Annotated in this window: 13 protein-coding genes; 3 read left to right on the top strand and 10 right to left on the bottom strand. The window is 69.5% G+C overall.

Annotation, left to right across the window (positions count from 1 at the left end; translation table 11 throughout):
• Window positions 1–37: 37 nt before the first annotated feature.
• From HYZ11_07585 to HYZ11_07565, 5 genes are read right to left on the bottom strand one after another with little or no spacing between them, the layout of a single operon-like run.
• Entirely contained in the window at window positions 38–982 is a 945-nt protein-coding gene (locus HYZ11_07585) for an RluA family pseudouridine synthase (GenBank protein MBI3127450.1), read from the bottom strand.
• Window positions 983–1,019: 37 nt separating this feature from the next.
• Complete coding sequence (lspA, locus tag HYZ11_07580; GenBank protein MBI3127449.1) at window positions 1,020–1,526, bottom strand: signal peptidase II; 507 nt, start codon at window positions 1,524–1,526, stop codon at window positions 1,020–1,022.
• Between the two features lie 11 nt (window positions 1,527–1,537).
• Entirely contained in the window at window positions 1,538–4,411 is a 2,874-nt protein-coding gene (ileS, locus tag HYZ11_07575) for an isoleucine--tRNA ligase (GenBank protein ID MBI3127448.1), read from the bottom strand.
• A gap of 10 nt (window positions 4,412–4,421) precedes the next feature.
• Window positions 4,422–5,447 (bottom strand): tryptophan--tRNA ligase, encoded by a 1,026-nt coding sequence (gene trpS, locus HYZ11_07570; protein ID MBI3127447.1) that lies wholly within the window; start codon window positions 5,445–5,447, stop codon window positions 4,422–4,424.
• Window positions 5,448–5,472: 25 nt separating this feature from the next.
• The gene (locus tag HYZ11_07565; protein ID MBI3127446.1) at window positions 5,473–6,144 is read right to left on the bottom strand and encodes a site-2 protease family protein; all 672 of its coding nucleotides are present in this window, start codon (window positions 6,142–6,144) and stop codon (window positions 5,473–5,475) included.
• A 340-nt stretch (window positions 6,145–6,484) separates the two neighbouring features.
• Between HYZ11_07565 and HYZ11_07560 the strand changes: the two genes are divergently transcribed.
• Window positions 6,485–7,408, top strand: coding sequence for an ABC transporter permease (locus HYZ11_07560; GenBank protein MBI3127445.1), 924 nt, complete (start codon window positions 6,485–6,487; stop codon window positions 7,406–7,408).
• 86 nt (window positions 7,409–7,494) lie between these two features.
• Here the strand turns inward: HYZ11_07560 and HYZ11_07555 are convergent, their stop codons facing one another.
• Window positions 7,495–8,064 (bottom strand): nitroreductase family protein, encoded by a 570-nt coding sequence (locus HYZ11_07555; protein MBI3127444.1) that lies wholly within the window; start codon window positions 8,062–8,064, stop codon window positions 7,495–7,497.
• Window positions 8,065–8,443: 379 nt separating this feature from the next.
• Here HYZ11_07555 and HYZ11_07550 point away from each other — a divergent pair, with 379 nt between their 5' ends.
• Together HYZ11_07550 and HYZ11_07545 are read left to right on the top strand one after the other, a co-directional pair.
• Window positions 8,444–8,941, top strand: coding sequence for a VOC family protein (locus tag HYZ11_07550; GenBank protein ID MBI3127443.1), 498 nt, complete (start codon window positions 8,444–8,446; stop codon window positions 8,939–8,941).
• 50 nt (window positions 8,942–8,991) lie between these two features.
• Window positions 8,992–10,125, top strand: coding sequence for a hypothetical protein (locus tag HYZ11_07545; protein ID MBI3127442.1), 1,134 nt, complete (start codon window positions 8,992–8,994; stop codon window positions 10,123–10,125).
• A 223-nt stretch (window positions 10,126–10,348) separates the two neighbouring features.
• On the opposite strand, the gene HYZ11_07540 is transcribed toward HYZ11_07545, so the two are convergent.
• The 4 genes from HYZ11_07540 to HYZ11_07525 form a co-directional block, all read right to left on the bottom strand.
• Window positions 10,349–11,155 carry an alpha/beta fold hydrolase gene (locus HYZ11_07540; GenBank protein MBI3127441.1) on the bottom strand — a complete coding sequence of 269 codons (807 nt, stop codon included), beginning with the start codon at window positions 11,153–11,155 and terminating at the stop codon, window positions 10,349–10,351.
• 131 nt (window positions 11,156–11,286) lie between these two features.
• The gene (locus HYZ11_07535; protein ID MBI3127440.1) at window positions 11,287–12,171 is read right to left on the bottom strand and encodes a haloalkane dehalogenase; all 885 of its coding nucleotides are present in this window, start codon (window positions 12,169–12,171) and stop codon (window positions 11,287–11,289) included.
• A 49-nt stretch (window positions 12,172–12,220) separates the two neighbouring features.
• Window positions 12,221–12,595 (bottom strand): hypothetical protein, encoded by a 375-nt coding sequence (locus tag HYZ11_07530; protein ID MBI3127439.1) that lies wholly within the window; start codon window positions 12,593–12,595, stop codon window positions 12,221–12,223.
• The gene (locus HYZ11_07525) at window positions 12,592–13,665 is read right to left on the bottom strand and encodes a Gfo/Idh/MocA family oxidoreductase (protein ID MBI3127438.1); all 1,074 of its coding nucleotides are present in this window, start codon (window positions 13,663–13,665) and stop codon (window positions 12,592–12,594) included. Before HYZ11_07525 ends, HYZ11_07530 begins: the two co-directional genes overlap by 4 nt.
• Between the last annotated feature and the right edge of the window lie 94 nt (window positions 13,666–13,759).

Here is a 13,759-nt window from a genome sequence, read left to right as displayed (position 1 = left end):
ATCCAGCCCGAAGGAAGGCAATTAGGATAAGACGAGTTTATATCTTGAAATCGTCAGGGTCAAAGCCCTGCCCCCGCAACCGCTCCACCGCCCGCATGAAATCCTCCGGGGGCGCGGCCTCTATCACCTTCTCCTCCCCCGTCTCGGGGTGGGTGAAGCGGAGCCTGAAGGCGTGCAGCGCCTGGCGCGCGATGAGATCGGGCGGGAGTTCCTCTCCCTTCTTGGCGACCCGGCTCCGGCCATAGACCGGGTCCCCGAGCACCGGGTGGCCGATGTGGGCCAGGTGCACCCGCACCTGGTGGGTGCGCCCCGTCTCCAGGGTGACCTCCAGCAGGGCGGCCCCCTTGAAGCGCTCCCGCACCTTGAACCTCGTGACGGCGGGTCTCCCCCGCTCGATGACCGCCATCTCGGTGCGGCGGGTGGAGTGGCGGCCGATGGGGGCGTCCACCGCGTCCTGCGCCCGGGCGGGGACGCCGCGCACGATCGCCAGATACTCGCGGCGGACGCGCCGGGCCTTCATGTCCGCGGAGAGCCTTCGGTGGGCGCGGTCGGTCTTGGCGGCGAGGAGGAGGCCCGAGGTGTCCTTGTCCAGGCGGTGGACGATGCCGGGCCGCTCGACTCCTCCGATGCCCGATAGCTGGCCCCGGCAGTGGTGCAGCAGCGCCGCCGCGAGGGTGCCCGTCTTCTGCCCCGCGCCGGGGTGGACGACGAGGCCGGGCGGCTTGTTCACGACGAGGAGGTGGGCGTCCTCGTAGCGCACGTCGAGGGCGATGGCCTCGGGGAGGAGATAGGAGGGCTCGGGGGGCGGCACCTCCACCTCTATGCTCGCCCCGGCGGGCACGGGCTGGCCCGCCTTGGCGGGGGGCCTGCCGTTCACCCGCACCCGGCCCTCCTTGATGAGGGCCTGGAGGCGCGAGCGCGAGAGGTCGGGGAGCCGGGAGGCCAGGAAGACGTCGAGGCGCGCGGCGCCCTCGGCGCAGATGAGGTGAAGAAGCTCTCCCGCCACGGCGTCCGGCCGCTCAGGCCTCCGCGCCGTCGCGGGGCGCGGGGGCGCGGCTGAAGAAGAGGTCGGCGGCGAGGAGGATCACCCCCACCGTGATGCCCGAGTCCGCGAGGTTGAAGGCGGGCCAGTGCCAGCCCCGGAAGTGGAAGTCGATGAAGTCGATGACCTCGCCGTGGAGGAGGCGGTCGATCAGGTTCCCGATCCCGCCGCCGAAGATGGTCCACAGGCCGAAGCGCCCCCATCGGGTGGCGGGGGGCGAGCAGCGGTGGAGGTAGAGGACAAAGCCCAGGGCGATCAGCGTGGCAACGAGGAAGAACACCCTCCCCCACGCCCCCGGCAGGCTCGCGAGGAGGCTGAAGGCCCCGCCCCGGTTCCGCAGGTAGGTGAGGTTGAGGAGGCCCGGGACGACGGCGACGCTCTCCCCCAGCCGGAAGGTGGCGGCGACCGCCCACTTCAGGAGCTGATCCGCCAGGGCGAAGCACGCGGCGAAGAGGAAGAGGGGCCCCAGGCGCGGCCGCTCCACAAGCTCAGGGCTCACGAGGCGGCCGCCGCGATGCGGGCGCAGCGGGCCGAGAGGTCCGGGAAGCGCGGGTCCGAGCCCACGTCCTCGGTGACCTTCCAGGACATGGCGCACTTCCTGCCCCGGGCCTCGGAGACGAGGACGGCCAGGCCCTCGATCTCTTCGCTCCCGAAAGCGTCAGCAGGGGCTTCTTTTCCTGCGGGTGCAAGGAATGCCTTGGAAACAATGAATACGTCCGCCATTTGATCCGCGACCGGCTCTATGTCTTCTCGCAATAACTTCGGGACAAAAAGCTCCACCTGATAATTCAGAGAACTGCCTTTCCCCTTACCTTGCTGGCTTTGGCGAACCTGCTCGATAGCCTTCAGCACTTCCCCACGCACACGCATGAGAGGGTTCCAATGCGCATATAGTTCCAATTCCTCAAAGGTCATCCCAGTGCCGGCGCCAGAATGCTCAGGAAATGGTGCTAAATGTATGCTGCTGCCGTACATCCGAGGCGTGAGGCGGTAGGCCTCCTCCGCCGTGAAGGAGAGGACGGGGGCCATGAGGCGCAGGAGGGCGTCCAGGATCTCGTGCATGGTGCTGAGGCCGGCGAGGCGGCCCTTGTCACGGGGGAGGGAGATGTAGACGCGGTCCTTCACTACGTCCAGGTAGAAGGCCGAGAGGTCCACCGAGCAGAAGTTGTTGAGAGCGTGGAAGACCATGTGGAACTCGTACTCGTCGTAGGCGCGCCTCACCCGCTCGACGAGGCGGTCCAGCCGGCTCAGGATGAAGCGGTCGATCTCGGGGCGCCCGGCCAGGGGCACCGTATCCGTCCTCGGGTCGAAGGCCTCGTAGTCCTGGAGGTTCCCCAGGAGGAAGCGGCAGGTGTTGCGGATGCGCCGGTAGGCCTCGGCCAGGCGCTCCAGGATCTGCGGGGAGATGCGGATGTCCTCGCGGTAGTTCTCCCCCGCCACCCACAGGCGCAGCACCTCGGCGCCGTACTTCTTGATGACCTCCTCCGGCTCCATCGCGTTGCCCAGGCTCTTGCTCATCTTGCGGCCCTGGCCGTCCACGACGTAGCCGTGGGTCAGCACCTCGCGGTAGGGGGCGGCGCCCTTCACCCCGACGGCGGCGAGGAGGGAGCTGTGGAACCAGCCGCGGTGCTGGTCGCTCCCCTCGAGGTACATGTCGCAGGGCCATTCGAGCGCCGGGTTCTTCTCCAGGACGGCCGCCTGGCTCACCCCCGAGTCGAACCACACGTCGAGGATGTCCCCCTCCTTCCGGAAGGAGGAGCCGCCGCAACCGGGGCACTTGTAGCCCGGCGGGAGGAGATCGGCCGCCTCTTTCTCGAACCAGAGGTCGGCCCCGCTCTCGGTCTCCATGCGGTCGGCGACGCGGTGCGCCACCTGGGGGTCCGCGGCGACCCGGCCGCAGCCCTCGCAGTGGAAGGCCACGATGGGCACCCCCCAGGCGCGCTGGCGCGAGATGCACCAGTCGGGGCGGTTCTCGATCATCCCGTAGATGCGCTCCTCGCCCCAGGGGGGCACCCACTTCACCTTGCGGATCTCGGCCAGGGCGCGGCGGCGGAGATCGTTGTGCTCCATCGAGATGAACCACTGGGGCGTGGCCCGGAAGATGGTGGGCCGGTGGCTCCGCCAGTCGTGGGGGTAGGGGTGGGTGTAGTCCTCGACGGCGAGGAGCCTCCCCCGCTCCCGCAGCAACTGGATGATCTTGGGGTCGGCGTCGAAGACGAACTGGCCGGCGAAGTGCTCGACCTCGGGGGTGAACTTCCCGTCGTCGTCCACCGGGCTGTAGACCTCGAGGCCGTACTGGATGCCGGTCTCGTAGTCCTCCCGCCCGTGGCCGGGGGCGGTGTGCACCACGCCCGTCCCTTGCTCCAGGGTGACGTAGCCGGCCAGCACCACCAGGGAGTCCCGCTCGATCCAGGGATGCCGCGCCGCGAGCTTCTCGACGGCGCCGCCCGGGAAGGAGGCGACCTTCTCGAAGGGGGCGGCGTCTCCCTCCTTCCGGGCCAGCTCGGCCATGCGGGGCATGAAGTGCTCGTGGAAGATGAGGACCTCCTCCCCGTGCCGGAAGGCGGCGTAGCCGAGCTCCCCGTGGAAGGCGAGGGCGAGATTGGCGGGCAGCGTCCAGGGGGTGGTCGTCCAGATAAGGACGCTCGCCCGCTTCCCCTTGAGGACGCCCCGGAGGGAGGGCACGTGCGCCTCCCACTCGGCGGCCTGGGCCTCCGTCAGCGGGAAGCGCACGTAGACGGTGGGCGTCGTGACCTCCTGGTACTCCACCTCGGCCTCGGCCAGGGCGGTGCGCAGGCCGGGCGCCCAGTGGACGGGCTTGAGTCCCCGGTAGACGCCCCCCTTCTCCATGAAGCGGGCCAGCTCGCGCACGGTGGCCGCCTCGTACTCGTAGCTCATGGTGAGGTAGGGCCGCTCCCAGTCCCCCAGGACGCCCAGGCGCTTGAACTCCCCGCGCTGGACCCCGATGAACTTGTCGGCGTAGGCGCGGCAGAGGCGGCGCTTCTCGACCGGGCCCACCTCGAACCGGCGCGCGCCCAGCTCGCGGTCCACCTGGTGCTCGATGGGCAGGCCGTGGCAGTCCCAGCCGGGGACGTAGGCAGCGTCGAAGCCGGCCATCTGCTTCGACTTCACCACGATGTCCTTCAGGACCTTGTTCAGCGCCGTCCCCATGTGGATGTGGCCGTTCGCGTAGGGGGGGCCGTCGTGGAGGATGTACTTCTTCCTCCCCTTCGAGGCGGCGCGCAGCCGGGCGTAGAGGCCCTCGCCCTCCCACTCGGCGAGCATCCGGGGTTCACGCTGGGGGAGGTCGGCCTTCATCGGGAAGGCGGTCTTCGGGAGGTTCAGGAGCTTCTTGTAGTCGGTGGCCATGGGTTCCGGATCAGCCCTTTCGCGGCGAGGAGGCCTCGGCCGCCTCGACCGGCATGGGGGGAAGGCCCACCGCCTCGCGCACCCGCCGCATGGTGGCCTGGGCCTCGGCCCGGGCCCGGGCGCCGCCCTCGGCCAGGACGCCCTCGGCGTAGGCCGGCTCCCTGGCCAGGCGCTTTCGCTCCTCGCGGAAAGGGCCGAAGCAGTCGTTGATGGCGGCGAGGAGGGCCTTCTTGGCGTCCCCGTAGCCGAAGCCCCCGGCGCGGTAGCGCCGGGCCATCTCCTCGGCCCCGGCCGGCGGGGCGACGAGGCGGTAGAGGGCGAAGACGTTGCACGTCTCGGGATTCTTGGGGGCCTCGAGGGGGGTCGAGTCGGTGACGATGGACATGACCTTCTTCTTGAGGGCGCCCCCTTCCTCGAAGATCTCGATGGTGTTGCCGTAGCTCTTGCTCATCTTCTGGCCGTCCAGCCCCGGCACCCTGGCCCCCGCGTCCAGCCGGTGGGCGGGCAGGGGGAACACCTCCCCGTAGGCGGTGTTGAAGGCGGTGGCCATGTCGCGCGTCATCTCGATGTGCTGCACCTGATCTTCCCCCACCGGGACGACGTTCGAGCGGTAGATGAGGATGTCCGCCGCCATGAGCACCGGGTAGGCGTAGAGGCCCATGGAGGGAGTGATGCCGCGCGCGACCTTGTCCTTGTAGGAGGTGGCCCGGTCGAGGAGGCCCTTCCCCGTCACGCAGGAGAGCACCCAGGCCAGCTCCGCCACCTCGGGCACGTCGGACTGGCGGAAGAAGACGGCCTTCCGGGGGTCGAGGCCCAGGGCCAGGTAGTCCAGCGCCACGTCCAGGGTGGCCCGGGAGAGCGCCCCGGGGTCTTGAACCGTGGTCATGGCGTGGTAGTTGGCGATGAAGTAGAAGGCCTCGCCCTCGTCCTGGAGGGCGATGTGCTGCCTCAGCGCGCCGAAGTAGTTGCCCAGGTGGAGCCTCCCCGAGGGCTGCACCCCGGAGAGGAACCGCGCCCGCTTCGCCTGGTCCGCCATCGCGCCTTCCTCGCTCTCCCCGGGCTCAGTCGAGGCCCAGGATCCCAAGCAGGTTCCGCACGAGCGCCAGCTCGGCGGCCCGCAGGGTGGTGTAGATCGGCCAGAAGACGACGTGCAACCAGCCCAGGAGGATGAGCCCCAGGACGATGAAGAAACCGTAGGGCTCGCTCCGGGAGTAGGTGTACGCCAGCCGCGCGGGCAGCAGGCCCGCCACGATCCGCCCCCCGTCGAAGGGGAGGATGGGGATCAGGTTGAAGGCCGCCAGCGCGGTGTTGATGCCGAAACTGGCCTGGAGCATGAGCGCCACGGGCTCCCCGACGAACCCGGCCCCCAGCCCCAGGCGCCGCATCTGGAAGAAGAGGATGACGCTCGCGATGGCCAGCGCGAAGTTCGTCGCCGGCCCCGCCAGCGCCACCCACATCATGCCGCGCCGCGGGTGCCGGAAGTGCCGGGGGTCCACCGGCACGGGCTTGGCCCACCCGAAGCCCACCCCCGCCGCCAGCGAGACGGCGAAGGCGAGGGTGCCCAATGGGTCCAAGTGCACGAGGGGGTTCAGCGTCAGCCGCCCCATGTAGCGCGCCGTCGGGTCCCCCAGCTTGTCGGCCGTCCAGCCGTGGGCGACCTCGTGGAGGGTCAGCGCCAGGAGGATCGCCGGAAGCGCGATGACGAGCTGCTGGAGGTAGCCGGGATCGAACACCGTTTCCTTTCGCGAGGCGGAGGACGGAAAAAGGGAGGACGAGCCTCCCTCCCCCCGAAAACCCCGCTAGCTTACTGGCCCGGGGGGTGGGGGGCAAGCGGGCCGGAAGGGGCGCCTTTTCCGGCCCGGCCCCCGCCGGGGACGCCCCCCGGGAGCCGCAAATGAGGATTTTCTCCTTCCGCGCCTTTTCTGCTAATATCGCGGCCTTGGGCTTCTGGGAGCCCTCGGGCTCCCAGCCACCGCGCACTTGACGCCGCCTGCCCCGCGCAGCCGAGGGCCACCGCCGCATTCCCGCGCGGGCGCGCGCGGCGCCTGACAGTCGCCCATGCGAGGGAGTTCGATGACCCAGGAACAGGCGCAGACCATCCCGGCGGCCCTGCACCCCCGGGAGCCCCAGAAGACCCCGCTCCTGGTCAAGCTGCGGCCCCTCTATCCCTTCGCGGCCATCATCGCGCTCTGGCAGTTCGCCGCCATGCAGATCACGGGCAACCTGAAGCAGCTCTTCCCGACCCCCCTCGAAGTCCTGGTCCGGGCCTGGGAGCTCACCTTCGCGCGCGCGGTCGACGGCTGGATGGCGGGCAAGATCGCGGGGCTGTGGGATTTCCTGCACGCGGTCGCCCTGGGCCCGCTCTGGCTGCACACCATGGCCACGGCCTGGAGGCTCCCCTTCTCCTACACCATCGCCGCCACCGTTGGCATAATCATCGGCATCATGATGGGGCGCTTCTCCTTCTGGGAGTCGTTCTTCGTCCCCCTGCTCGCCACGCTGACCCCCATCCCCGCCCTGGCCTGGACCCCCATCGCCGTCATCTGGTTCGGCCTGGGCGACCACACCGTCATCGTCGTCTCCTCCTTCGCCGCCTTCCTCCCCATCTCGCAAGCCGTCTGGATGGGGGTGAAGACCGTCAACCCGGTCTGGCTCCGGGCGGCGCAGTCCATGAACGCGAGCAGGCTGAAAATCTTCGTCACCGTCGTCCTCCCCGGCTCGCTCCCCCTCGTCCTGGGCGGCCTGCGCATCGGGCTGGCCCGCGCCTGGATCGCCATGGTCGGCGCCGAGGCCCTGGCCGGCATCCGCTGGGGGCTCTCGGCCGGCATCTTCGACTCCCAGGAGTCCCTCGACATCGCCTTCATGATGGTCTCGATCGCCACCCTGGGCCTCATCGGCTACTCCCTCGAGCGGGCCATCTTCATGCCCCTCGAGAGCCGCACCGTCGTCCGCTGGGGGATGATGGAGGCCGTCGGCGCCCAGAACAAGAAGGTGTAGGGGGGAAGGGCAAAGAAGAAGAAAAAAGCGGAGAGAAAAGAAGCCCCCGGGGAAACCCGGGGGCTTCTTTCATGGCGAGGGAACGGCTACGCCTTCCCCTTCTTCCCGAAGTCGTCGAAGAAGAAGATTTCGTCAGGGCTTTTCCGGCTGGGGGGCGCCTGCTCCTTCTTCTGGACCTCGGGGTGCAGCTCCTCGAGCGTGCCCGGGTAGCCCACGGCGAAGAGGGCCGCCACCCGGAAGGGCTTGGGGACGTGGAAGAGCTCGATCACCTTCTCCTCCTCCCAGCCGGCCATGGCGTGGGAGGTGAGCCCCAGGGCGCAGCCCTGGATGAGGAGGTTCTCGATGGCGAGCCCCACGTCCAGGAGGTAGCGCTGCTGGCCGTTGCGCTCGGGCTGCTCCTCGGGGTGGCCCAGGATGATCATCTTGACCGGGGCGGCCGTGGCCCACTGGCGGTTGGACTCGCTCAGGCACTCGTCGAAGCGCTTGTGGGCATCGGGCGAGCGCACCACGACGATGCGCCAGGGCTGGCGGTTGTTCGAGGAGGGCGCCCAGCGGAAGGCCTCGAGCAGGGTCTCGAGCTTGCCGGGCTCGACCGGCTGGCTGCTGAAGCTGCGCCGGCTCTGGCGGTTCTTCAGGACCGGATGGATGTCGGCCACGTGCGAATCCTCCCGTTCGGAAAAAAGACAAAGGCGCGCCCCGGGGGATGGCCCGGGGCTTCCGCGGAGACAAGTTCGGCTATGATACACCAAACCCGATCGAGGGGCAGGGGCGCAGGGCATGCGCCCCCGGGGTTCCCATCCAGCGCACGTCACGGTGTAGGGGCGGTTCGCGAACCGCCCCTACGGACGGAAAACCCGGCGGCGAAAAAACAGGGGCGTATCGCAATACGCCCGGCTGTCATTCCGAGGGAGCCCATGAAAAGGGGCGACCGAGGAATCTGCTTCTCAAGCAAAAGCAGATTCCTCGCGCCTTCGGCTCTCGGAATGACAGCGGCGCCAGGCCTCGCCCTTTTGCGCTCTTCCGAAGGAGCTCCCCATGCGGCTCGACGGCATCCACCACCTGGCCCTGGCCCAGGGCGACATCCGGCGGGCCGAGGACTTCTACACCCGCGTGCTGGGGGGCGAGGTGGTGCGCCGCATCGGGGCGGAGACGGGCGACCAAACCCTCGCCCGCACCCCCCAGGTGTGGGTGCGGCTGGGGGGCGTCACCTTCGCCCTGAACGGCGCGCCGCCTGAGCCGCCCCGGGGCCACTTCGTCCACTACGCGCTCAAGGGCCGCATCGAGGACCTGGACGCCTGGGCCGAGGCGTTCAAGCGCGAGGGAGTGCCCCACTCCGGCCCCTACGGCCACGGGGGCACCAGCTCCCTCTCCCTCTACTTCCACGACCCGGCCGGCTACCTCTTCGAGATCGGGATGGACGCCGGCACCTGGGAGCGCGCCAAGGAGGAGGTCCGAAAGCGCGGCGGCCTCTTCGGCAACCCCGAGGCCACCTACGACATCGAGGCGTGGGAGCGGGAGAATCTGAGGAAATGAGGCCCGCTCCGGTGCTATAATGCCCCCTTCCTCCGCCCGGGAGCGCGCGCATGAAAAAGGCTCCCTTGTGGGTCTGGTCCCTGTTCCTGGGCATCCTCCTGGCGGCGGTCCTCGCCCTCCTCCCCGGCCACACGGTCATGGCCTCGCCCTGGACCTTCGGCCTCCTCTATCTGCTCGGCGGGGTGGCGCTCATCAACGCCGCCAGCGAATCGCTCGTCCACGCCTCGGAGATCCTCTCCTCGCGGCGGAACTGGAACCATTTCGTCGGGGGGACGGTGGGGGAGATCATCTCCACCCTGCCCGAGATCGTCGTCATCATCTTCGTGGTGCCGATCGACCCCGTGGCCGCGTTCCTCATCGCCGTCATCACGATCTACAACAACGCCGTGATCTTCTCGATCTACTCCTTCTTCCTGCCCAAGACCGCCGGCGACGGCCTCTACGCCCTGCCCTCGCCCATCTTCAAGATCGGACGGGAGATCCTGATCGTGGGGAGCGCCGTGGCGCTCATCTTCGGCTTCTTCCTGGTCGCGAGCCGGCTGAACGTGCCGCCGAAGCAGAGCCTCGCCGGCTACGAGATCATCGTCATCGGCGTGACGATGCTCTTCATCTTCGCCCTCTACCTCCACTCGCTCATCGCCCACTACAGCGTGAACGAGGTCCACGAGGCCCTGCGCCCGGAGGAGCGGGGCCATGAGCCGCCCTCCCGGATGCTCCTCCTCTTCGCCCTCGGGACGGGGGCCGCCTTCTTCGGCGGGCACATGGTCTCGACCTTCGCCGAGAAGATGCTCCACCAGATCCACCTCTCCCCCGTGCGCGCCGCCCTGGTCCTCGCCTTCTTCGCCGGCATCGCCGAGATATTCATCCTGGTGGACAGCCACCGGAAGGGGGACTACGAGATCGCCCTCTCGAACGCCTTCGGCGGCATCACCCAGGTGAAGTTCCTGGTCTTCCCCTTCACCCTCCTCATCATCGGGCTGATGCAGTGGCTCGGGGACGTCCCCCAGGGCTTCGTCGGCATCCCCATCGACAACACCGTCACCCTCATCATGATGATGCTCTTCCCGGTCTTCTTCGTCCTCTTCGAGCTCATGCAGGACGGCCACACCCTCTCGAACTTCGACGCGGCCGCGATGTTCGGCCTCTTCGTCCTGATCCTGTATTTCCTGGCGGTGTACGGGTGAGGGGAGGGAAACGGAGCCGAAGGGGCGGGAGGCGACTCGTTAGCGGGTGACAACCTGTAGGGGCGACCGGCCGGTCGCCCCTACGAATTCCGACCCATTGATTAGATGCCCGGCGTAGGGGCGGTTCGCGAACCGCCCCTACGGGAATCCCCCCGCGCCATCCGTAGGGGCATTCGATTGAACGCCCCCTGCGCAGGGCAAACCGCGCCGCGAGAAACCGGCGTTAGTGCCTCTCCAAAAACCCCAATACCGCCTCGGCCGAGGCCTCGGGCCGCTCGGAGTAGAAGTGGTGGCCCGCGCCCTCGACGATGACGAGCTCGGCGCCGGGGATGCGCCCGGCGATGAGGCGCGCGTTCGCCGTGGGCACGAGCCGGTCGTGAGAGCCGTGGATGACGAGGGCGGGCACCTTGAGGCCCGGGAGCCTCCCCGAGGCGTCGAAGCGCGCCATGCCCTCGGTCCGGCGGGCGAGCTCCTCCTTGCCGTGGGGGAAGAGGCGCTTGTTCTCGTCGTAGTGGCGCACCACCTCGGGGCGGCTGCGCACCGTGTCGGGGTGGAAGATGGTCTCGAGGGCCGCCCGGCGCTCCGCCTCCGTCGCCTCCTTGACCCCGCCCCGCACCCGGGTCTCGCGCACCCCGGGGGCGGGCTCGGCCCTCTCCTTCCCGCCGAAGTGGGAGCAGGCGACAATGAGGCTCCGCACCCGCTCCGGCCGGGCGAGGGCCGCCTCCTGGGCGATCATCCCCCCGAAAGAGCCCCCCATGAGGTGGAAGCGCCCGAGGCCCAGGCCCTCCGCCAGGGCGAACACGTCCCCCGCGAGGCGGGCGGGGCGGCGGTCGCCGTCGTCGTTCTCCACCTTCGTGCGGCCGCTCCCCCGGTTGTCGAACATGACGACGCGGTGGCGCGCGGCCAGGAGCCCCCGCAGCCTGCCCCAGACCTCGACCGTGGCGGTGAACCCTCCCACCATCACCAGGGGGACGCCCGAGCCTTCCTCCTCGTAGTAGATGTCGGCGTCCGGCGCGCGCAGCGTGGGCATGGCCTTTCCTCCAATCGAAAACCGAACCTTCTCCCCCCTCTACCCAAGGGAGAAGGAGGAAATCAGGGCGCCCGTCCGTGGGGGCGGCCGGCCGCCCCTGCGGATTCCATGCCCGCCGGTGGGCTCTCCGCCTAGCCCCGGACGCGCCGGATGAAGGCGGCCACCGCCTCCCCGAGCTCGTGGGGGTAGTCCTCCTGCACGTAGTGGCGCGCGGGCAGCGAGACCTCGGTCTGGTTCGGCCACTTGCGGCAGAACTCGCGCGCCGCCCCGGCCAGGGCGTGGCCCTCCTCGCAGTTGACGAAGAGCTTGGGCAGGTCCGCGCTCGCGCAGAGGAAGTCGCTGTAGCGCTTCACGAGCGCGAAGTTGTCCGCGGGCTCCCCCTCGAAGGGGATCTCGCAGGCCCACTGGTGGGTCTGCTGGCGCTTCTGGGGGTCCTCGGCCGGCTTGCGGTAGGCGGCCTTCTCCTCCTCCGAGAGCTCGCGGATAATCCCCCGGTCGAAGAGCATGGTTTCGATGAAGAAGTTGGTTTCCATCACCATCTTCCTGCCCTCGGGGCCGCGCAGCTTCTTGAACTGCGCCACCCGGTCCTCCGGCATGTCGGACCAAAAGCGCGGCCGCACCATGGCCTCGATGTAGGCGACGCCTCGCACCTGCTCCGGGAAACGGCAGAGGCGGTTGAAGCCCAGCGCCCCGCCCCAGTCGTGGAGCACGAAGACGGCGTCCTTCGCCGCCCCCACCCCCTCGAACCACGCGTCCAGGTAGGGGATGTGGTCCTGGTAGCGGAGCCCGCCGCCGGGGATGTTGCCCGAGCCGCCGCTGTTCATGAGGTCGGGCGCCAGGCAGCGGCCCAGGCCCTCCAGGTGGGGGATGACGTTCCGCCACAGGTAGGAGTTGGTGGGGTTGCCGTGGAGGAGGACGATGGGATCGCCCCTGCCCGTCTCGACGTAAGCCATCTCGGCCCCGCCCACCTTCACGCGCTTGCGGGGATAGGGGTCGGCCGCGGAAATTCCACTCATCCTATGCACCTCCTGATGAAAACGGGCCGATGAAACGGGGGGGCGCGCCTCAGTTCGCCCGTCCCTCCTCCTCCCGGGGCTCCACCATCTCGATGCGGCTCCCGGGCCGGAGCATCCCCACCCGGTAGAGCGAATGGGCGAGGGCCTGGGGGGCGCGGACGAGGCGCACCCGCCGGAAGCGCGCGAGCAGGAGCCGCGCCGCGTCCACCATCCGCGCCGCGGCCGGGCCGTCCGTGATCTCGGCCTCCTCCAGGAGGAACTCCGCCGCCTCCCCCTCCCCGGCTTTCTCCTCCAGGGCGCGAAGAATCATCTCGGCCGAGGCGGCGTCCACGTCGCCCGAGAGGGTGAAGCGCGCGCCTGTGGATATCTCCTCCCGCGCGAGGCGGAAGGCCTCTCCCCCGGCCAGGACCTCGGGCGCCCTCACCCGAGCGGCAGCTCTATGGGCCGGTTCTCCTTGGCGCTCCGCTCGATGGCCAGGGTGACTTCGAGGGTGGCCCGCGCCTCCTCGGGGGTGGTGAGGGGCACCGCGCGCCCCCGCGTCACGTGCTCCAGGAAGAGCCTTGTCTCGTCCCGCATGGGCCCCCAGAAGTCCCCCACGAGCCAGTCCCCGGCCATCATGGATTCGAGAAACACCACGTTAGAGCTGCCCCCCGGCACGTAGGGCGAGGGCACCCCCTTCGAGGTGGCGAGGATGCCCGAGCGGTGGGAGTCGTCGATGGCGATGGCCCCCTCCGACCCGAGCACCTCGAGATCGATGGAGGTGATGTGGGCGGGCCAGTTGTCGGGGAGGATCCAGGAGCAGCCGAGGCTCACCGTACCCCCCTCCTTGAAGGAGAGGAGCGCCCAGGCCCAGTCCCCGCAGCCCATCGGGTGATGCGGAAAAATCTGGCTCCCGCCCTGGGCGTAGACGCGGGCCGGGGTGCGCCCCTCGAAGTACCAGAGCGCGATGTCCACCATGTAGGTCAGGGTGTCGGTCACGGGCCCGGCGTGGGGGGCGCGCTTGTAGATCTCCGCCCCGTTCGAGCGGATGTTGTAGAGGGTGGCGCGCGCCGTCTGGAGGCGGCCGAGGCGCCCCTGGCGGATCTGCTCCTTGGCGTTCAGGAAGCGCCGCCGGAGCCGCTGGGTGTAGCCGATGAAGAGGGTGCCCCGGCGGCGGCGCCTGGCCTCGAGGATGCGGTCCGCGTCCGCCAGCGAGAGCGCGATGGGCTTCTCGCACAGGACGGGCTTGCCCAGCTCCAGCGCCCGGCAGACGGGATCGGCGTGGGCGAACTCGGGGGTCGAGACGATGACGGCGTCCACCTCGGGGTGGCTGAGAACGGCCTCGCTGTCCCCCGAGTGGAACTGCGCGCCGGTCTCCTTCGCGATGAGCGCCGCCCGGGCCGGGTCCTGGTCCGCCAGGGCGAGGAAGCGCACCTCGGGGGAATTCGCCGCGAGGTAGGCCCTCAGGCGGCCGATGCGCCCCGCGCCCACGATGCCCACCCCGATGCGCTTCACGCCCCCTCCTTCAAGGGCAGATCGACCACCGAGCCATCCCTCACCCCCATCCCCTCTCCCAAGGGGAGAGGGGCGCCAGGGACGCGGGAATCTC

This window comes from Candidatus Tectomicrobia bacterium, from assembly GCA_016192135.1.
In the GTDB taxonomy this organism is placed as follows: domain Bacteria; phylum UBA8248; class UBA8248; order UBA8248; family UBA8248; genus 2-12-FULL-69-37.
The sequence above is the reverse complement of the archived record's forward strand: the minus strand, read 5'-3'. Positions and strand labels throughout refer to the sequence as shown.